The sequence below is a fragment of the Pseudomonas sp. 32A genome (genome assembly GCF_052682255.1).
On the sequence record NZ_JBQYLY010000001.1, the window covers coordinates 4,726,562 to 4,744,445 of the forward strand.

Sequence of the window (17,884 nt, forward strand, 5' to 3'; positions counted from 1 at the left end):
TCAGGATTTACGCGCTGGTCTTGCGTTTTTCGCGAGCAAGCTCGCTCCTACGTGGATTTGCCCACTTGCCCATCACCTGCTAAACCTTGTTGCACATTGCCAATGACAAGGAAGCAGTCGAATGTCAGTCGAATCAGAAGTGTCCCTGGATGGGAAGAAAGCGACGATCACCGTCAAGGGTCGATTCGATTTCGGTAGTCACCAGGCTTTTCGTGATGCCTACGAAAAGTTCTACAAGGTGCCCGAGATCTACGTGGTGGACTTGAAGGAAACCACCTACATGGACAGCTCGGCATTGGGCATGCTCCTGCTGCTGCGGGACCATGCCGGCGGCGACGATGCCGAAGTGCAGGTGGTCAACAGCAACTCCGACGTGCGCAAGATCCTCGCCATCTCCAACTTCGACAAACTGTTCGACCTCAGTTGAGCGTCCTGGCCCCGGTCCTCGAAGCGCTGACGGTATTGATCGCCGAAGACAGCGCTGCCGACCTTTTGTTGCTGTCGAGCATCGTGCGCCGTCAGGGCCACCAGGTACTGACCGCCAGCAACGGTGAGGAAGCTGTGGACGTGTTCATCCGCGAGCGGCCGCAATTGGTGTTGATGGACGCCCTGATGCCGGTCATGGACGGCTTCGAGGCGGCCCGGCAGATCAAGCAACTGGCGGGGGAGGCGCTGGTGCCGATCATCTTCCTCACCTCCCTGCGCGAGAGCGAAGCCCTGGCCCAGTGCCTGGATGCCGGCGGCGACGACTTCCTGGCCAAACCCTATAACCAGGTGATCCTCGCGGCGAAGATTAACGCCATGGACCGCCTGCGCCGCTTGCAGGCCACGGTGTTGCAGCAGCGCGACCTGATCGCCCGGCACCACGACTACCTGCTGCAGGAGCAGCGGGTGGCCAAGGCGGTATTCGACAAGGTCGCGCATTCCGGCTGCATCAACGCCGCGCCGAATATTCGCTACGTGCAATCGCCCTACGCGCTGTTCAACGGTGACCTGCTGCTGGCGGCCTACACGCCATCGGGCGATATGCATGTGCTGCTGGGGGACTTTACCGGCCACGGTTTGCCGGCGGCGGTCGGCGCGATGCCGCTGGCGGAAGTGTTCTACGGCATGACGGCCAAGGGCTACGGCCTGGCGCAGACCCTGCGGGTGATGAACGCCAAGCTCAAGCGCATCCTGCCGGTGGACATGTTCTGCTGCGCCACCTTGCTGTGCCTCAGCGCCCAACGCCGGGTGGTGGAAGTGTGGAACGGCGGCATGCCCGAGGGTTATGTGCATGACCTCGCCACCGGCAAGCGCACGCCGCTGGTGTCGCGGCATTTGCCATTGGGCGTGCTGACGGCCGAGGCGTTTGATGACCGCACTGAAGTCTGGCCGATGGCGCTGGGCGACCGGGTGTTTTTGCTGTCGGATGGTGTGCTGGATACTGCGGATGCTCAGGAGCAGCTGTTTGGCGCCGAGCGTTTGCAGCAGGTGTTTGCGGCCAACCGCGAGCCGGACCGGTTGTTCGAGGAGATCGAGCAGGCCCTGGCGGCTTTTCGCGGCGAAGTGCGTGATGACGTCAGCATGGTGGAGATCAGCTTGCAGGCGGGGGAGGCGTTGCGTTCGCCGTCGATGGTGTATTCCGACAGCGGCCAGTCGTCGCCGCTGGATTGGTCGGTGAGCTTTGAGTTTCGTGCCGAGACGCTCAAGTCCTACAACCCGTTGCCGTATTTGTTGCAATTGCTGTTGGAGGTTCATGGGCTGCGGGAGCATAGCGGGGCGTTGTATAGCGTGATGGCGGAGTTGTATTCCAACGCCCTGGAGCATGGGGTGCTGGGGTTGGATTCGCGGCTCAAGCGTGATGCCCAGGGGTTTGCGGCGTATTACCGCGAGCGTAATGAGCGGCTGGCGCGGTTGGACAGTGGGTTTGTGCGGGTGCATCTGGATGTGGTGCCGACCGGGGAGGGTGGGTGTCTGACTTTGCGGATCGAGGACAGTGGGTCGGGATTTGATGTGGAGAAGGTGCTGGCCAGGCCGCTGGATGTTGACCGTCTGTCTGGTCGGGGGTTGAGCCTGGTGCGGCAGTTGAGCAGCGATGTAGGCTGGTCTGACGGCGGGCGGTGTGCGCGCGTGGAGTTTTCATGGAAGGCTCTGGCATAATCCGCCGATTCTTGATCAAGGAGCGAACAAGTGGCAGAGATTCATCTGGACCCCGATGTGCTGACTGGCTTGCAGGAGGTCATGGAGGGCGAGTATCCGAAGTTGCTCGACACTTTTCTTGATGACTCGCAGAAGCGGGTGGAGGCGCTGCGCCGGGCTCGGGATGATGCCAAGGCGTTGGGGCGGATTGCGCATAGTTTTAAGGGGAGTAGCGGTAACCTTGGGGCGGTGCGGTTGGCTGAGCTTTGTCAGTTGCTCGAGGATAAGTCCGCGAAGCACGCTTTTACGGATTTGGGGCGACTGGTGGATGAGATTGACCATGAATTCGCGCTGGTGCGGCCGTTGTATGAGCATGAGCGGGAGCGGTTTCAGCTCTGACGTTTTGGCTCTGAGGTGGTGTGTATATCCGTTATTTAGGTAACGGCGGCTTATGGTTCCGCTCTTACAGCGGCTCACTTTGGAAAAGCCCCAAAGTAAGCAAAGGGCTCTGCCCCGCCTGTCGGCACCTCGCCTAGGCTCGGTGTTCCCTCACTCCGGCACCGCGAAGCGGGCCGCCGCGACGGGCCATCCATGGCCCGGCGCGGCTAAACCGGCGTCCTGCCGGTTTACCCGCTCCGCACTGCCTGCGTTCGGCCTCGGGCTTATTGGGGCAGTCAGATCAAAATCAAAAGCAAAAGCACAGCGGCCTCCCGGCCGGCTTGAGTGTTGAAGAGCAAAATCAAAAGCTAAAGCGGGCACGGTCCAAATGTGGGAGCGGGCTTGCTCGCGAAGGTCGTTAACGATGACGCGGGCATTCTGGATGAACGCGGCGCCCTCAGGTTTTTCGCGAGCAAGCCCGCTCCCACAGAAAAGCAGATTTGTTTTCGCTCTGGTTTTTGCTTTTGCTTTTAACACTCAAGCCGGCCGGGAGGCCGCTGTGCTCTTGATCTGCTTTTGATCTTGATCTTAGGCGCCCCGTTAAACCACGCTGGCCGAACGCAGGCTTTGGAGCGTGGGTAACCTGGCAGGACGCCAGGTTAGCCGTCCTGGGCCAGGGATGGCCCATGACGGCGGCCCACGGTCCAAAGCCGGAGTGAGGGCACTCCGAGCCTAGGCGAGGAGCCGAGTGGTGGGGCAAGAGCCTTTTGGTTACTTTTGGGCTCCTTTTGTACGGACCGGACACATGGTGGACACATGTGCGGGGACATGGTTGACACATTATGGACCATAGTCTGGCTTGCTCACGTCGATTGTTCGTAGGAAGTGATGGCAAAAGTAGACGTCAAAAAGCCCATCACTTTCAGGATTAGGACGTATGGCGAGGTGATGCCCAGCCAGACCCTTAGCGATGCTGAAATAGCGTTTCTGAAAGCGGAATCGGCTGTGATAAGCCTTGGCCAATACGTCGTCCGGTCCGTATTCAAACTCCGATAACTGCTGCGGATAAGCCCATGGGCTGGCTCGATACCGGTCCATCGGCACCTTGTAGTCCAACGCTTGATGAGGCCGTTGCAAGTTATAAACCTCACGCCATTGATCAAATGCTGTTTGAGCTTCCTTGATCGTGGAAAACTGACGCCCATCAAGCACTTCGGCCTTGAGTGACCGATGGAAACGCTCAATCTTTCCATTGGTTTGGGGGTGGTAAGGACGGCTAAAGCTGATCCGAATTCCTAAGCGAATCAACCAGATACTCAGCTCTGTGATTTCGCCAGGGTTGCGTGGCGAGCCCCAGGGCGGGCCGTTATCGACGTTGATGCGAGCCGGTAATCCGAAGCGCTGGAACACTTCGATCATTTTCTCTTTCACCGTGGTCCCACGCTCGTTATCACAGGCCTGAATCGCCAGTGGTCGTCCAGCAGGGTCAGGGGATGGCATCGGCCTTGTTGCGTCGGGAAATGCCCTTTGAAGTCCATCTGCCAAAGATCGTTAGGCGCATCGTGTTCAAATCTCAACTTTGCCGCTTGTTCCTTCTGAGCAGGCTGAATTAGCCCGTGTCGGTGCAGAACATTAGTAACGGTGCTGGGAGCGATTTGTTTTTTCAAAATGCTGCTGATCGTGCGCCCACCCCACGCTGGATGCTCTTGCCTGAGCGCTATGACCGCCGTCTCTAGAGTGGTGTTGGTCAGCTTGGGGCTGGTGACAGGTTTGCGGGACTTCTCTTGCAGCCCCGACCGGCCTTGCGTCTCGTAGCGATCGAGCCACTTGTACGCCGTTTGGGGGCTGATACCGAATCGTCGACACAGTTCTCGTTTATTACTGCCGGGTTGCCGCGCCAAGGCGACAAACTCTTCTTTCAGGCTCATGGCATCTCTCGTGTCCCAGGGCATGATGGTTTTCCGGCGAAGTTAGCTCGCCGAAAAGTGTCCACCATGTCCCCGCACACCCGTCAACCATGTGTCCGGTCCGTACAGGCTCCTTTCAAAAGTGACCCGCTGTAAGAGCGGAACCAATAGAAGCCATCACCCAAATAACGGATATACACCCAAAACCAAAACCTGGCCCAACTCTTGCTCTACCTCCTGTAACCGCACCCTCGACCCCTGTGCGGCGGAGACTCTTATCTATGGCAATCACCCCGAATTCGCTTCTTCAGGCGGCCCCCGCGGCCAAGCCTCAAGCGCCCGCTGCCAATCCACCGGCAGTGGCTGCGGACCCGCGGGACAAGGCCCCGGGCTTCGCTCAGGTGTTCGCCAAGCAAGCCCCCGCGCCCGCGGCAAAACCCTCCGAAACCACCACCCGGTCGACCCGCGACAAGCCTGCGGACGCCAGCACCAAGCCCGCCGCCAACAACGACAAGCCTGCCGCCGGCACTCCATCGGTTGCCGATAACGGCAAGACTTTGCCTGCCACCCCGCCGGCCAAGCCCGACACCCCGGACACCACCGCCAAGACCGACGACCCGGCCCCGGTAGACGACCCCACCCTGGCCCAGCAACCCCCGGTCGACCCCGCCGTCGACCCGGCGCTGGTGGCCGCGGTAGTCCCCGTTCCCGTCCCTGCAACGCCAGCTCCCGTCGAAACACCGGCACCGGTCGCGGCGAAAGACGACAAGGCCCAGCCCGTGGTAGCGCCACCCGTGGCTGCCACCGACGATGCCAAGCCCGCCTTCGACCCCGAAGCCGACCCGCTGGACGCAATGCCCGCCGTACGCCTGGCCATGGAGCAGGGCGGTCACGTGTCCGCCAGCAGCCAGACTCCAGCCAAAGGCACGCCGGCCCCGACCCAGGATCAGCCAACGGCTGCGCAAAACTTTGCCACTGGCCTGGCCAGCATGGTCGATCAGCAAGCGTCCAAAGACAGCACCGACCAGGGCGGCGACAAAGCTTTCAGCGGCCTGATCGATGGCGGCCTCAAGGACCTGAAAGACGCCCGCAGCGACACCCGTGTCGACGATTTCGCCAACCGCCTCGCCGCGCTGACCCAGGCCGCCACACCGAAAACCGCGAACGCCCTGCCACCGGTGGCCAACGCACCACTGGCCATGCACCAGAGCGGCTGGACCGACGAAGTGGTGAACCGGGTCATGTACTTGTCCAGCGCCAACCTCAAATCGGCAGAGATCCAGCTGCAACCCGCTGAACTGGGCCGCCTGGATATCAGCGTGAAAATGTCCGCTGACCAACAGGCGCAGGTCACCTTCATGAGCGGCCACGCGGTGGTTCGTGAAGCGTTGGAAAGCCAGTCGGGCCGTCTGCGGGAGATGTTTGCCCAGCAGGGCATGGGCCAGGTCGACGTCAACGTGTCGGACCAGTCCCGTGGCTGGCAGGGTCAGCAGGGCCAGGACCCACAACAGCAGAACCAGGCACGCGGCGTCAGTGGCAGTGGCGGGCGGGGTGATGGGGTTGATGGCGGCGGTATCGGTGAGGTGGCTGAAGTTGCCGCGCCGGTGGTGCAGTCCATCATTGGTTCCAGTGCCGTGGACTACTACGCCTGATCCAAGGCCTGGCGATGATCAAAATGTGGGAGCGGGCTTGCTCGCGAATACGGAGTGTCAGTCACCGTTACAGGTGCTGATCCACCGCTTTCGCGAGCAAGCCCGCTCCCACATTGGTTTTGCGGTGTCGGCGAAACCGTGACTGAACTGACAACTCTGGCATAACACTTGCTCTTGCCTTTCCCCAGAACTATGAATCCCTGAATAGTGACGGATTATTGGCATGGCGAAGAGCGACGACGTAGCAACACCACCCGCAGGCAAGGGCAAGCTCAAGCTTATCCTGGTGATTGTCCTGGCCTTGTTCCTGGCGATCGGCTTGTCCGTGGGGGCTACCTGGTACTTCATGCACAGTGCCCAGAGCAAACCGGCCGCGACGGCCGAGGTCAACCCGAACGTCAAGCAACCGGCAATCTTCGAGCCGATGCTGCCGGCGTTTGTCGCCAACTTCAATCAGAACGGCCGTCAACGCTACCTGCAGGTGAGCATTACCCTGCTGGCGCGTAACCAGGCAGACCTGGATGCCCTCAAGGTGCACATGCCAGTGATCCGCAACAACCTGGTGATGCTGTTTTCCGCCCAGCCCTTCGACACCCTCGCCACCCCGGTGGGCCAGGAAATGCTGCGCCAGAAGGTCACTGCCAGCGTGCAGGAAGTGGCCCAGAAGGAAGTCGGCAAACCGGTGATCGAGCAGGTGCTCTTCACTAATTTCGTATTGCAGTAGGATCACGACATGGCCGTGCAGGACCTGCTGTCCCAGGATGAAATCGATGCGCTGCTCCACGGCGTCGACGATGGTCTGGTACAGACCGAAATGGCTGCCGAGCCCGGCAGCGTCAAAAGCTACGACCTGACCAGCCAGGATCGCATCGTCCGTGGACGTATGCCGACCCTGGAGATGATCAACGAGCGTTTCGCCCGTTACACCCGTATCAGCATGTTCAACATGCTGCGTCGCTCGGCGGACGTGGCGGTGGGCGGTGTGCAGGTGATGAAGTTCGGTGAATACGTGCACTCGCTGTACGTGCCCACCAGCCTCAACCTGGTGAAGATCAAGCCGCTGCGCGGCACCGCGTTGTTCATCCTCGACGCCAAGCTGGTGTTCAAGCTGGTGGACAACTTCTTCGGCGGGGACGGCCGTCACGCCAAGATCGAAGGCCGTGAATTCACCCCGACCGAATTGCGCGTGGTGCGCATGGTGCTGGAACAGGCCTTCATCGACTTGAAGGAAGCCTGGCAGGCGATCATGGAAGTCAATTTCGAGTACATCAACTCGGAAGTGAACCCGGCCATGGCCAACATCGTCGGCCCCAGCGAAGCCATTGTGGTCTCCACCTTCCACATCGAACTCGATGGCGGTGGCGGCGACCTGCACGTAACCATGCCGTACTCGATGATCGAGCCGGTGCGCGAAATGCTCGATGCCGGCTTCCAGTCCGACCTCGACGACCAGGACGAACGCTGGGTCAAGGCCCTGCGCGAAGACCTGCTGGACGTCGACGTACCCCTGACCGCCACCGTGGCCCGTCGCCAGTTGCGTTTGCGGGATATTTTGCACATGCAGCCGGGGGATGTGATTCCCGTCGAGCTGCCGGAAGAACTGATCATGCGCGCCAACGGCGTGCCGTCGTTCAAGGTCAAGCTGGGTTCTCACAAAGGCAACCTCGCGTTGCAAGTGATTGAACCGATCAACCGCCGCTGATCCACCTTAATTTCTGCTCCGCCGAGGACATGTAATGGCTACCGAACACGAAAACACTTCCGCCGAAGACCAGGCCCTGGCTGACGAGTGGGCGGCTGCCCTGGAAGAAACCGGCGATGTCGGCCAGGACGATATCGACGCGCTGCTGGCGGCTGATGCGGCCACCGCCCCGGTGGGCAACCGCCTTCCCATGGAAGAGTTCGGCAGCGTGCCGAAGAACAACGAGCCGGTGACCCTGGACGGTCCGAACCTGGACGTGATCCTCGACATCCCGGTGTCGATCTCCATGGAAGTCGGCAGCACCGAAATCAACATCCGCAACCTGCTGCAACTCAACCAGGGTTCGGTGATCGAGCTGGACCGTCTGGCCGGTGAGCCGCTGGACGTGCTGGTCAACGGCACGCTGATCGCCCACGGCGAAGTGGTGGTGGTCAACGAGAAGTTCGGCATCCGCCTGACCGACGTGATCAGCCCAAGCGAACGCATCAAGAAGTTGCGTTGATATGAAGCGCTCATTGGTAGGACTGTTATCGACGCTGCCCTTGAGCGTAATGGCAGCAGAACCGGTCGCCCAGGCGGCCGCACCGGCGCTCGGCAGTGGTGTGGGTGGGCAGTTGACCCAGCTGGTGTTGGGTTTGTTGCTGGTGGTGGGGCTGATCTTCGTGCTCGCCTGGGTGTTGCGCCGTGTACAGCGCATTGGCCCGGGCAATGCCCAGGTGATTGAGCTGGTGGGTTCGCGCGCCCTTGGCCCGCGGGACCGGCTGGTGCTGGTGCAGGTGGGCGACGAGCAGATTCTGCTGGGCATCACCCCCGGCCGCATCACCCCATTGCACGTGCTCAAGCAGCCTGTGGAAGTGGCCCAGACCCAAGCGGCCACGCCGGAATTCGCCCAGCGCCTCATGGAGTTGCTGGGCAAGGATCAGAAGGATAAGAAGTAATGCGCGTTTTATTGACGCTCATGCTGTTGCTGGCAGCGCCGCTGGCGTACGCGGCAGACCCGTTGTCGATCCCGGCGATCACCCTGGGCACCAACGCAGCGGGCGCGCAGGAGTATTCGGTCAGTCTGCAGATCCTGCTGATCATGACCGCGCTGAGCTTCATCCCCGCGTTCGTGATGCTGATGACCAGTTTCACCCGGATCATCATCGTGTTCTCGATCCTGCGTCAGGCCCTCGGCCTGCAACAGACGCCGTCGAACCAGATCCTGACCGGCATGGCGCTGTTCCTGACGCTGTTCATCATGGCGCCGGTGTTCGACAAGGTGAACCAGCAAGCCCTGCAACCGTACCTGGCGGAGAAAATGACCGCCCAGGATGCGATCGACAAAGCCCAGGGCCCGATCAAGGATTTCATGCTGTCGCAGACCCGTTCCAGCGACCTTGAGTTGTTCGTGCGGCTGTCCAAGCGTACCGACATCGCCAGCCCCGACATGGCGCCGCTGACCATCCTGGTGCCGGCGTTCGTGACCTCGGAGCTGAAGACCGCGTTCCAGATCGGTTTCATGATCTTCATTCCGTTCCTGATCATCGACCTCGTTGTGGCGAGTGTGCTGATGGCCATGGGTATGATGATGCTGTCGCCGCTGATTATTTCGTTGCCGTTCAAGATCATGCTGTTTGTGTTGGTGGACGGGTGGGCGCTGATTATCGGCACCCTGGCCGGCAGTTTCGGTGGGGTGTAGACGATGACGCCAGAAGTAGCGGTCGACCTGTTTCGTGAAGCCCTGTGGCTGACCACCATGATGGTCGCCGTGCTGGTGGTGCCGAGCCTGTTGGTGGGCCTGCTGGTGGCGATGTTCCAGGCTGCGACCCAGATCAACGAACAGACCCTGAGCTTCCTGCCGCGCCTGCTGGTGATGCTGATCACCTTGATCGTTGCCGGCCCGTGGCTGGTGCAAACCTTCATGGAATACATCCTGCAGCTGTACGGCAGTATTCCGCAGTTGATCGGCTGACCCCGTGAATTCGATGCTGGCGTTGACCGACACCCAGATCAGCACCTGGGTGGCCTCGTTCATCCTGCCGTTGTTCCGGGTCACGGCGGTGCTGATGACCATGCCGGTGTTCGGTACCACCCTGGTGCCGCGGCGCATTCGCCTGTATTTCGCGGTGGCAATTACCGTGGTGATTGTGCCGGCGTTGCCGCCGATGCCGCCGGTGAATGCCCTGGACCTCAGTGCGCTGCTGCTGATCGCCGAGCAAATCATCATCGGCGCCTTGATGGGCTTCTCCCTGACGCTGTTCTTCCAGGCCTTCGTGATTGCCGGGCAAATCATCTCGATCCAGATGGGCATGGGCTTCGCGTCCATGGTCGACCCCACCAATGGCGTCTCGGTGGCGGTGATCGGGCAGTTCCTGACGATGCTGGTGACCTTGGTGTTCCTGGCCATGAACGGCCACCTGGTGGTGTTCGAGGTCATGACCGAAAGCTTTACCACCTTGCCGGTGGGCAGCGGGTTGGTGGTCAATCATTTCTGGGAGCTGGTGGGGCGCCTGAGCTGGGTGCTCGGTGCCTCGTTGCTGCTGGTATTGCCGGCGATCACCGCGCTGCTGGTGGTCAACATCGCCTTTGGCGTGATGACCCGGGCGGCGCCGCAGTTGAACATCTTCTCTATCGGTTTCCCGTTGACCCTGGTGCTGGGCATGGGGATTTTCTGGGTCGGCATGGCTGACATTCTCAATCAGTATCAACCGCTGGCGACTGACGCCTTGCAGTTCTTACGTGACTTGGCGCGGGCGCGGTAAGCCATGGCCGAGAGCGAGAGTGGCCAGGACAAAACAGAAGACCCCACGGAGAAACGTAAAAAGGACTCCCGGGAAAAGGGCGAGATTGCCCGCTCCAAAGAGCTCAACACCCTGGCCATCATGCTCGCCGGCTCCGGTGCCCTGCTGATCTACGGCGGTGGCCTGGCCCTGGACCTGATGGAGTTGATGCGCCTGAATTTCTCCCTGCCCCGTGAGGTGCTGCTCAGTCCGGGCGCCATGGGCTTGTACCTGCTGCACTCCGGCAAGATCGCGATCCTGGCGGTGCAGCCGATCCTGATTACCTTGCTGCTGGCCGCACTGATCGGCCCGATTTCCCTCGGTGGCTGGCTGTTTGCCGCCGGCAGCATGGCGCCCAAGTTCAGCCGGATGAACCCGGGCCCTGGGCTCAAGCGGATGTTTTCCACCAAGGCCCTGGTGGAACTGCTCAAGGCCTTGGCCAAGTTCATCCTGATCCTGTTTGTGGCGTTGACGGTGTTGTCGTCCGACATCGACGACCTGCTGCGTATCGCCCACGAGCCGATCGAACTGGCGATCATCCACAGCGTGCAAGTGGTGGGCTGGAGTTCGCTGTGGATGGCGTGTGGGTTGATCATCATTGCTGCGGTGGATGCGCCGATCCAGCTGTGGGAAAGCCACAAGAAACTGCTGATGACCAAGCAGGAAGTGCGCGACGAACACAAGGACCAGGAAGGCCGGCCCGAGGTCAAACAGCGGATTCGCCAGCTGCAGCGCGAGATGTCCCAGCGCAAGATGATGGCTGCCGTTCCCGACGCCGACGTGGTTATCACCAACCCGACTCACTATGCCGTGGCGCTCAAGTACGACCCGGAGAAGGGTGGAGCGCCTATGTTGCTGGCCAAGGGCAGTGATTTCACCGCGTTGAAAATCCGTGAGATTGCCGTGGCCAACGACATCCTGCTGCTGGAATCGCCGGAGTTGGCGCGGTCGATCTTTTACTCCACCGACCTGGACCAGGAGATTCCGGCCGGGCTGTACCTGGCGGTGGCGCAGGTGTTGGCGTACGTGTATCAGATCCGCCAGTACCGCGCGGGCAAGGGCAAGCGTCCGGATCCGCTCAAAGACCTGCCGATTCCGCCGGATTTGCGTCGGGATTCCTGAGTGTTGTAGCGCCTCTCCTGGCCTCGTCGCGGGCAAGCCCGGCTCCCACATTTGATCGCATTCTCCCGGCCAACTCGGTCAACTGTGGGAGCCGGGCTTGCCCGCGATGGCGTCCGCCCAGGCAACAAAAATCTCCTGAGCGTTCCCGCAATTGCCTATGGCAACGTTTAAGTCGCCGGCAAGGGCGCTATGTCATCCAGCACCCGATCAGCCAGCAACCGCCCCACCTCGATTAACTGTGCAATCCCCAGCGCGCCTTCCCGTCGCGATCCTTCCAGCTCAAAGGCAAAGTCGCAGGTCAGCGCATGGGCTGAAGCCAGTGTTTCGGTGAGGTTGACCAGCAGGTCTTCGGTACTGATGCCGTCGATGACGCTGAGTAGCACGGCGGGGGCGTTGTTGGTTTCCGAAGCGAGTGGAGGGTTTGGTGTGGGTTTAATCATGGTGAAGCTCCTGAATTAAGTGGAGCTGCCACTTATCGCCGCGACGCGATGGGGTGGTAGCTGTACGCAGGTTCGCGGACCGGGATCAGGAAACCGGCATACCCGAAGGTATCCCGCGCACAGCCACCATGGCGCCGCACAGTAGACGATAAAAAGGCGTCAACTGAAAGCGGACAATGGCGCTTTGCGCCTGAATTCACTCGGGCCGCGACGCCCGCCCGCTGCGTTTGCAGCGGTGCCCGAAGACTAGAGATCGACTTTCCCACCAGCAACCCTAAATACCTGTCGGACGTTTAGTCATCTCCCGCGAACGAGCTTGTGTGGCGAGGGAGCTTGCTCCCGCTGGGGTGCGAAGCACCCCAATGAAGCTATCGCGGTTATTCAGGCAAAAACGCGTCAGCCGTTCCGGGGCTGCTGCGCAGCCCAACGGGAGCAAGCTCCCTCGCCACAGGTGATGTGTGTGCGGCGCTAGCCCTTCGCTGTCCGTGAGACCGATCTGCTCCCTCAAGCAAAAGTTGGAAGGCTTCTTGCAATACCGCCTCCAGGACGCCTCCCGGCGTCAAAAGTTTGCTTCAAGGAAACGAGGAATACCGGTGGATCGTTCTCAAATGCTCAGCACGGCCCGTGGCACCCTGACTGACCTCTCGCGAGGCAATCTGGGTGTGCCGTTGTTGTTGCTGGTGATGCTGGCAATGATGATGTTGCCAATGCCGCCGTTCCTGCTGGACGTGTTCTTCACTTTCAACATCGCGCTGTCCGTGGTCGTGCTGCTGGTGTGTGTGTACGCCCTGCGGCCGCTGGATTTTGCGGTATTCCCGACGATTCTGCTGATCGCCACGCTGCTGCGGCTGGCGCTTAACGTGGCCTCCACCCGGGTGGTGATGCTCCACGGCCAGGACGGCCACGCCGCCGCGGGCAAGGTGATCCAGGCCTTCGGTGAGGTGGTGATCGGCGGTAACTACGTGGTCGGTATCGTGGTTTTTGCGATCTTGATGATCATCAACTTCGTGGTAGTGACCAAGGGCGCCGGGCGGATTTCCGAGGTGAGCGCACGTTTCACCCTCGACGCGATGCCCGGCAAACAGATGGCCATCGACGCCGACCTCAACGCCGGACTCATCGATCAGAACCAGGCCAAATCCCGTCGTCTTGAAGTCGCCCAGGAAGCCGAGTTCTACGGTTCCATGGACGGTGCCAGCAAATTCGTGCGCGGTGACGCCATCGCCGGCCTGTTGATTCTGTTTATCAACCTGATCGGCGGCATGGCAGTCGGCATCTTCCAGCACGGCATGACCTTCGGCGACGCCGGCAAGGTTTACGCCCTGCTGACCATCGGTGACGGTTTAGTGGCGCAATTGCCATCACTGTTGTTATCTACAGCAGCGGCGATCATGGTGACCCGTGCTTCGGGCTCCGAAGACATGGGCAAGCAGATCAGCCGGCAGATGTTTGCCTCGCCCAAGGCGCTGGCCGTGGCGGCGGGCATCATGGCCATCATGGGCATTGTGCCGGGCATGCCTCACGTCTCGTTCCTGAGCATGGCCGCCATGGCCGCCGGTGGTGCCTACCTGTTCTGGAAAAAGCAAAACAACATCAAAGTGATTGCCCAACAGGAAGTGGCACGCCAGCAGGAACTGCTGCCATCCCCGGCCCGGGCCCAGGAAACCAAGGAGTTGGGCTGGGACGACGTGACCCCGATCGACATGATCGGCCTGGAAGTCGGCTACCGCCTGATTCCCCTGGTGGATCGCAACCAGGGCGGCCAATTGCTGGCGCGGATCAAGGGTGTGCGCAAGAAGCTGTCCCAGGACCTGGGCTTCCTGATGCCTACCGTGCACATCCGCGACAACCTCGACCTGGCGCCCAGCGCCTACCGCTTGACCCTGATGGGGGTGATCCTGGCCGAAGCCGAGATCTACCCGGACCGCGAACTGGCGATCAACCCGGGCCAGGTGTTCGGTACCCTCAACGGGATTACCGCCAAAGATCCGGCTTTTGGCCTGGAAGCGGTCTGGATCGAAATCAGTCAGCGCAGCCAGGCGCAGTCGCTCGGCTACACCGTGGTAGACGCCAGCACCGTGGTCGCGACGCACCTCAACCAGATTCTGTACAAGCACTCCCACGAGCTGATTGGCCACGAAGAAGTCCAGCAACTCTTGCAATTGCTGGCCAAAGCCTCGCCAAAGCTGGCCGAAGAGCTGGTGCCGGGCGTGCTGTCTACTTCGCAACTGCTCAAGGTGCTGCAGGCGCTGTTGGCCGAGCAGGTGCCGGTACGGGACATTCGCAGCATTGCCGAAGCTATCGCCAACAATGCCGCCAAGAGTCAAGATACTGCCGCTCTGGTGGCTGCGGTGCGCGTCGGATTGTCGCGTGCAATCGTCCAAAGCATTGTAGGGCTTGACTCCGAGCTGCCTGTGATCACCTTGGAACCAAGGTTGGAACAAATATTGCTCAATAGTATTCAGAAGGCTGGGCAGGGCGCTGATGAAGGCGTGTTGCTGGAGCCAAGCATGGCTGAGAAGCTGCAGCGTTCGTTGATTGAAGCCGCGCAGCGCCAGGAAATGGAAGGCCATCCGGTGATCCTGCTGGTGGCTGGCCCCGTCCGGGCGATGTTGTCGCGGTTTGGACGCCTGGCTATACCGAATTTGCATGTATTGGCTTACCAGGAAATTCCTGACAATAAGCAAGTGACTATCGTCGCGACAGTAGGGCCCAACGGCTGAGGTAGTGGGATATGCAAGTGAAGCGTTTTTTCGCCGCCGATATGCGTCAGGCCATGAAACTGGTACGTGATGAGTTGGGCGCCGACGCTGCGATTATCGGTAACCGTCGTATTGCCGGCGGTGTCGAGCTGACGGCTGCCCTGGATTACAAGCCCTCGGCCCTGGCGCCGCGTGTGCCGAACATGGAACTGGAAGACGAGCTGCGCAAGACCGCTTCGCGCATTGTCTCGGCCCAGGCTGAACTGAGCATGCGTGGCGACAGCGACGCCTCCACCAATCGCCAGCTGTTTGCCGGGTTGCCGCTGACGGCGTCCGAGCCTCTGGTAGAGCCGACTTTTGTTGAACCGCCGCGTCCTGCTGCGCCCGCCCCGGCGGCAGCGGTAGACCAGCGGGTATTCGACTCGATGCGTTTCGAACTCAACGGCCTGCGTGAACTGCTGGAAGTGCAGTTGGGCTCGCTGGCCTGGAACCAGTTGCAGGGCAGCCAGCCGCAACAGGCCAACCTGTGGCGTCGCCTGCAACGCATCGGCCTGTCTGGCCCGTTGTCCCGCGACCTGCTGCAGCTGACCACGCAAATTGAAGAACCTCGCCAGGCCTGGCGCATGCTCCTGGCTCACCTGGCGCGGATGATCGTCACCCCGGAAATCGAACCCCTGGAAGAAGGCGGCGTGATTGCCATGGTCGGCCCTGCCGGCATGGGCAAGACCACCACCCTGGCCAAGCTGGCCGCACGTTACGTGCTCAAGTACGGCGCACAGAACATCGCGCTGGTGAGCATGGACAGCTACCGCATTGGCGCCCAGGAGCAACTCAAGACCCTGGGCCGCATCCTCAATGTGCCGGTGACCCACGTCGACCCGGGCCAGTCCCTGGCCAACGCCCTCGACCCGCTGCTGCGCAAGCGCGTAGTGCTGATTGACACCGCCGGCCTGCAAGCCAGCGACCCGGCCCTGCGCATGCAGCTGGAAAGCCTGGCGGGGCGCGGGATCAAATCCCGAAACTATTTGGTACTGGCCACTACCAGCCAGAAGCAGGTATTGACCGCCGCCTATCACAGCTACAAGCGCTGTGGGCTGGCGGGCTGCATCCTGACTAAACTGGATGAGACGGCGAGCCTGGGCGAAGTATTGAGCCTGGCCATCAGTCATGAATTACCGGTTGCTTACCTGACCGATGGGCCGCGGATCCCGGATGATTTACATCTGCCGCGCCGTCATCAGTTGGTCAGCCGGGCTGTCAGCGTGCAAATGCAGGAAGAACCGAGTGAGGAAGCGATGGCTGACATGTTTGCTGACCTCTACCACAGCCCGAACAAGCGTGTCGGCTGAGGCAGTATGAACACATTGCAAAGTATCTACATCGATGGCCTGCCAGCAGTTCACGCGGCCAACTTATGTAGCCTGCGTCTAAGCAAGACAAGGTAAAGAAATAAAATGGGCAGCATGCATCCCGTACAGGTGATCGCGGTGACCGGCGGCAAAGGTGGCGTCGGGAAAACTAACGTGTCAGTGAATTTGTCCCTGGCTCTGGCAGAGCTTGGCCGTCGCGTCATGCTGCTGGATGCTGACCTGGGTCTGGCGAACGTTGACGTTCTGCTGGGACTGACGCCCAAACATACCCTGGCCGATGTGATCGAAGGCCGCTGTGAGCTGCGCGACGTACTGTTGCAAGGCCCTGGCGGGATTCGCATCGTGCCGGCCGCTTCCGGCACCCAGAGCATGGTGCACCTGAGCCCGGCGCAGCATGCCGGCCTGATTCAGGCGTTCAGCGACATCGGCGACAACCTCGACGTGCTGGTGATCGACACCGCCGCCGGGATCGGCGAATCCGTGGTCAGCTTCGTGCGCGCAGCTCAGGAAGTATTGCTGGTGGTGTGCGATGAACCGACCTCGATCACCGACGCCTACGCCCTGATCAAGCTGCTCAACCGCGACTACGGCATGAACCGCTTCCGCGTGCTGGCCAACATGGCCCAAAGCCCACAGGAAGGGCGCAATCTGTTCGCCAAGTTGACCAAGGTCACAGATCGCTTCCTCGATGTCGCCTTACAATACGTTGGTGCAGTTCCCTACGACGAGTGCGTACGCAAGGCCGTGCAAAAGCAGCGTGCGGTCTATGAAGCGTTCCCTCGTTCGAAGTGCGCATTGGCGTTCAAGGCTATTGCCCAGAAGGTCGATACCTGGCCGTTGCCCGCCAACCCTCGGGGGCATCTGGAGTTTTTCGTCGAGCGATTGGTGCATCAGACGAGCGCAGGACCGGTGCTATGACAGCCAGCGGCTACAACCTTTACAAGAAGTCGGCACGTGACAGTCAGGTCGAATTGATCGAGCGCTATGCGCCCCTGGTCAAGCGCATTGCCTATCACTTGCTGGCGCGCTTGCCCGCCAGTGTCCAGGTCGAAGACTTGATCCAGGCCGGGATGATCGGCTTGCTCGAAGTGTCGACCAAATACGACGCGAGCAAGGGCGCGAGTTTCGAGACCTACGCGGGGATTCGTATCCGTGGAGCCATGCTCGATGAAGTGCGTAAAGGTGATTGGGCGCCGCGTTCGGTACACCGCAATACGCGGATGGTGAGTGACGCGATTCGCTCAATTGAAGCAAAAACCGGTCGCGACGCTAAAGATCACGAAGTTGCGGCCGAACTCCAATTGAGTCTCGACGATTATTACGGGATTTTGAACGACACCTTGGGCAGCCGCCTGTTCAGTTTCGACGACCTTTTGCAGGACGGCGAACATGAAGGGCTGCACGAGGACGGCGCGAGTGCTCATCTCGAACCGTCACGCGATCTGGAAGATGAACGCTTCCAGCGTGCGCTGGCGGACGCGATTGCCAATTTGCCGGAGCGTGAGCGACTGGTGTTGGCGCTGTACTACGACGAAGAGCTGAACCTCAAGGAAATCGGTGAGGTCCTGGGGGTCAGCGAATCGCGAGTCAGCCAGTTACACAGCCAGTGCGCGGCCCGCTTGCGGGGGCGTTTGGGAGAGTGGCGAGCGCGCTGACAGGCAGTGTGGGGACACTGCGAACGATACCGTCCGGGCTCTGCGCCCGGACGGGCTTGGCCCGTGGTGCGCC

18 protein-coding genes and 1 pseudogene are annotated in these 17,884 nt (G+C 60.8%); 16 read left to right on the top strand and 3 right to left on the bottom strand.

The window, feature by feature from the left end:
- Positions 1-121 precede the first annotated feature (121 nt).
- The 3 genes from ACUN0G_RS21860 to ACUN0G_RS21870 are packed head-to-tail and all read left to right on the top strand — an operon-like array spanning position 122 to position 2,520.
- Positions 122-427, top strand: coding sequence for an STAS domain-containing protein (locus ACUN0G_RS21860; protein ID WP_017477460.1), 306 nt, complete (start codon positions 122-124; stop codon positions 425-427).
- Entirely contained in the window at positions 424-2,142 is a 1,719-nt protein-coding gene (locus tag ACUN0G_RS21865) for an ATP-binding SpoIIE family protein phosphatase (protein ID WP_445574255.1), read from the top strand. The genes ACUN0G_RS21860 and ACUN0G_RS21865 overlap by 4 nt, the downstream gene beginning before the upstream one ends.
- 30 nt (positions 2,143-2,172) lie before the next feature.
- Positions 2,173-2,520 carry an Hpt domain-containing protein gene (locus ACUN0G_RS21870; RefSeq protein WP_421525340.1) on the top strand — a complete coding sequence of 116 codons (348 nt, stop codon included), beginning with the start codon at positions 2,173-2,175 and terminating at the stop codon, positions 2,518-2,520.
- A gap of 150 nt (positions 2,521-2,670) precedes the next feature.
- On the opposite strand, the gene ACUN0G_RS21875 is transcribed toward ACUN0G_RS21870, so the two are convergent.
- Together ACUN0G_RS21875 and ACUN0G_RS21880 are read right to left on the bottom strand one after the other, a co-directional pair.
- The gene (locus tag ACUN0G_RS21875; RefSeq protein WP_445574256.1) at positions 2,671-3,036 is read right to left on the bottom strand and encodes a hypothetical protein; all 366 of its coding nucleotides are present in this window, start codon (positions 3,034-3,036) and stop codon (positions 2,671-2,673) included.
- A 303-nt stretch (positions 3,037-3,339) separates the two neighbouring features.
- Positions 3,340-4,451, bottom strand: a pseudogene (locus tag ACUN0G_RS21880) (IS481 family transposase).
- 236 nt (positions 4,452-4,687) lie between these two features.
- On the opposite strand from ACUN0G_RS21880, the gene ACUN0G_RS21885 reads away from it, so the two are divergent.
- From ACUN0G_RS21885 to flhB, 9 genes are all read left to right on the top strand, one after another.
- Positions 4,688-6,058: a flagellar hook-length control protein FliK gene (locus ACUN0G_RS21885; protein ID WP_445574257.1), complete on the top strand. Its 1,371-nt coding sequence runs from the start codon at positions 4,688-4,690 to the stop codon at positions 6,056-6,058.
- 223 nt (positions 6,059-6,281) lie between these two features.
- A complete protein-coding gene (gene fliL, locus ACUN0G_RS21890) occupies positions 6,282-6,782 on the top strand; it encodes a flagellar basal body-associated protein FliL (protein ID WP_258347157.1) in 501 nt (166 codons plus the stop codon).
- A 9-nt stretch (positions 6,783-6,791) separates the two neighbouring features.
- Entirely contained in the window at positions 6,792-7,760 is a 969-nt protein-coding gene (fliM, locus tag ACUN0G_RS21895) for a flagellar motor switch protein FliM (RefSeq protein ID WP_017477464.1), read from the top strand.
- Positions 7,761-7,794: 34 nt separating this feature from the next.
- A complete protein-coding gene (gene fliN / locus ACUN0G_RS21900; RefSeq protein ID WP_063028102.1) occupies positions 7,795-8,262 on the top strand; it encodes a flagellar motor switch protein FliN in 468 nt (155 codons plus the stop codon).
- A gap of 1 nt (position 8,263) precedes the next feature.
- Positions 8,264-8,698 (top strand): flagellar biosynthetic protein FliO, encoded by a 435-nt coding sequence (gene fliO / locus ACUN0G_RS21905; protein ID WP_177070635.1) that lies wholly within the window; start codon positions 8,264-8,266, stop codon positions 8,696-8,698.
- Entirely contained in the window at positions 8,698-9,441 is a 744-nt protein-coding gene (gene fliP, locus ACUN0G_RS21910) for a flagellar type III secretion system pore protein FliP (RefSeq protein ID WP_003214554.1), read from the top strand. Before fliO ends, fliP begins: the two co-directional genes overlap by 1 nt.
- 3 nt (positions 9,442-9,444) lie before the next feature.
- Positions 9,445-9,714 (top strand): flagellar biosynthesis protein FliQ, encoded by a 270-nt coding sequence (gene fliQ / locus ACUN0G_RS21915; protein WP_003214552.1) that lies wholly within the window; start codon positions 9,445-9,447, stop codon positions 9,712-9,714.
- Positions 9,715-9,727: 13 nt separating this feature from the next.
- Entirely contained in the window at positions 9,728-10,504 is a 777-nt protein-coding gene (fliR, locus tag ACUN0G_RS21920) for a flagellar biosynthetic protein FliR (RefSeq protein ID WP_258348578.1), read from the top strand.
- 3 nt (positions 10,505-10,507) lie between these two features.
- A complete protein-coding gene (gene flhB / locus ACUN0G_RS21925; RefSeq protein ID WP_258347156.1) occupies positions 10,508-11,644 on the top strand; it encodes a flagellar biosynthesis protein FlhB in 1,137 nt (378 codons plus the stop codon).
- Positions 11,645-11,811: 167 nt separating this feature from the next.
- Here the strand turns inward: flhB and ACUN0G_RS21930 are convergent, their stop codons facing one another.
- Positions 11,812-12,084 carry a DUF6124 family protein gene (locus ACUN0G_RS21930; RefSeq protein WP_445574258.1) on the bottom strand — a complete coding sequence of 91 codons (273 nt, stop codon included), beginning with the start codon at positions 12,082-12,084 and terminating at the stop codon, positions 11,812-11,814.
- A 608-nt stretch (positions 12,085-12,692) separates the two neighbouring features.
- Here ACUN0G_RS21930 and flhA point away from each other — a divergent pair.
- The 4 genes from flhA to fliA all read left to right on the top strand — a co-directional run bounded on the left by flhA (position 12,693) and on the right by fliA (position 17,811).
- Positions 12,693-14,807: a flagellar biosynthesis protein FlhA gene (gene flhA, locus ACUN0G_RS21935; RefSeq protein ID WP_375378941.1), complete on the top strand. Its 2,115-nt coding sequence runs from the start codon at positions 12,693-12,695 to the stop codon at positions 14,805-14,807.
- 11 nt (positions 14,808-14,818) lie between these two features.
- Entirely contained in the window at positions 14,819-16,135 is a 1,317-nt protein-coding gene (gene flhF / locus ACUN0G_RS21940) for a flagellar biosynthesis protein FlhF (RefSeq protein WP_017477470.1), read from the top strand.
- Between the two features lie 105 nt (positions 16,136-16,240).
- Complete coding sequence (fleN, locus tag ACUN0G_RS21945; protein WP_003192912.1) at positions 16,241-17,074, top strand: flagellar synthesis regulator FleN; 834 nt, start codon at positions 16,241-16,243, stop codon at positions 17,072-17,074.
- On the top strand, positions 17,071-17,811 hold the full coding sequence (gene fliA / locus ACUN0G_RS21950; RefSeq protein ID WP_003214541.1) for an RNA polymerase sigma factor FliA: 741 nt from the start codon (positions 17,071-17,073) through the stop codon (positions 17,809-17,811). The genes fleN and fliA overlap by 4 nt, the downstream gene beginning before the upstream one ends.
- The last annotated feature ends 73 nt before the right edge of the window (positions 17,812-17,884 follow it).

Excerpts from the sequence above, each read along its gene's own strand:
- fliO (WP_177070635.1), top strand. The coding sequence starts at position 8,264 with ATGAAGCGCTCATTGGTAGGACTGTTATCGACGCTGCCCTTGAGCGTA.
- flhA (WP_375378941.1), top strand. The coding sequence starts at position 12,693 with ATGCTCAGCACGGCCCGTGGCACCCTGACTGACCTCTCGCGAGGCAAT.
- ACUN0G_RS21885 (WP_445574257.1), top strand. The coding sequence starts at position 4,688 with ATGGCAATCACCCCGAATTCGCTTCTTCAGGCGGCCCCCGCGGCCAAG.
- fliR (WP_258348578.1), top strand. The coding sequence starts at position 9,728 with ATGCTGGCGTTGACCGACACCCAGATCAGCACCTGGGTGGCCTCGTTC.
- flhB (WP_258347156.1), top strand. The coding sequence starts at position 10,508 with ATGGCCGAGAGCGAGAGTGGCCAGGACAAAACAGAAGACCCCACGGAG.
- flhF (WP_017477470.1), top strand. The coding sequence starts at position 14,819 with ATGCAAGTGAAGCGTTTTTTCGCCGCCGATATGCGTCAGGCCATGAAA.
- fleN (WP_003192912.1), top strand. The coding sequence starts at position 16,241 with ATGGGCAGCATGCATCCCGTACAGGTGATCGCGGTGACCGGCGGCAAA.
- fliL (WP_258347157.1), top strand. The coding sequence starts at position 6,282 with ATGGCGAAGAGCGACGACGTAGCAACACCACCCGCAGGCAAGGGCAAG.
- fliN (WP_063028102.1), top strand. The coding sequence starts at position 7,795 with ATGGCTACCGAACACGAAAACACTTCCGCCGAAGACCAGGCCCTGGCT.
- fliA (WP_003214541.1), top strand. The coding sequence starts at position 17,071 with ATGACAGCCAGCGGCTACAACCTTTACAAGAAGTCGGCACGTGACAGT.
- fliQ (WP_003214552.1), top strand. The coding sequence starts at position 9,445 with ATGACGCCAGAAGTAGCGGTCGACCTGTTTCGTGAAGCCCTGTGGCTG.
- ACUN0G_RS21930 (WP_445574258.1), bottom strand. The coding sequence starts at position 12,084 with ATGATTAAACCCACACCAAACCCTCCACTCGCTTCGGAAACCAACAAC.
- fliP (WP_003214554.1), top strand. The coding sequence starts at position 8,698 with ATGCGCGTTTTATTGACGCTCATGCTGTTGCTGGCAGCGCCGCTGGCG.
- fliM (WP_017477464.1), top strand. The coding sequence starts at position 6,792 with ATGGCCGTGCAGGACCTGCTGTCCCAGGATGAAATCGATGCGCTGCTC.
- ACUN0G_RS21860 (WP_017477460.1), top strand. The coding sequence starts at position 122 with ATGTCAGTCGAATCAGAAGTGTCCCTGGATGGGAAGAAAGCGACGATC.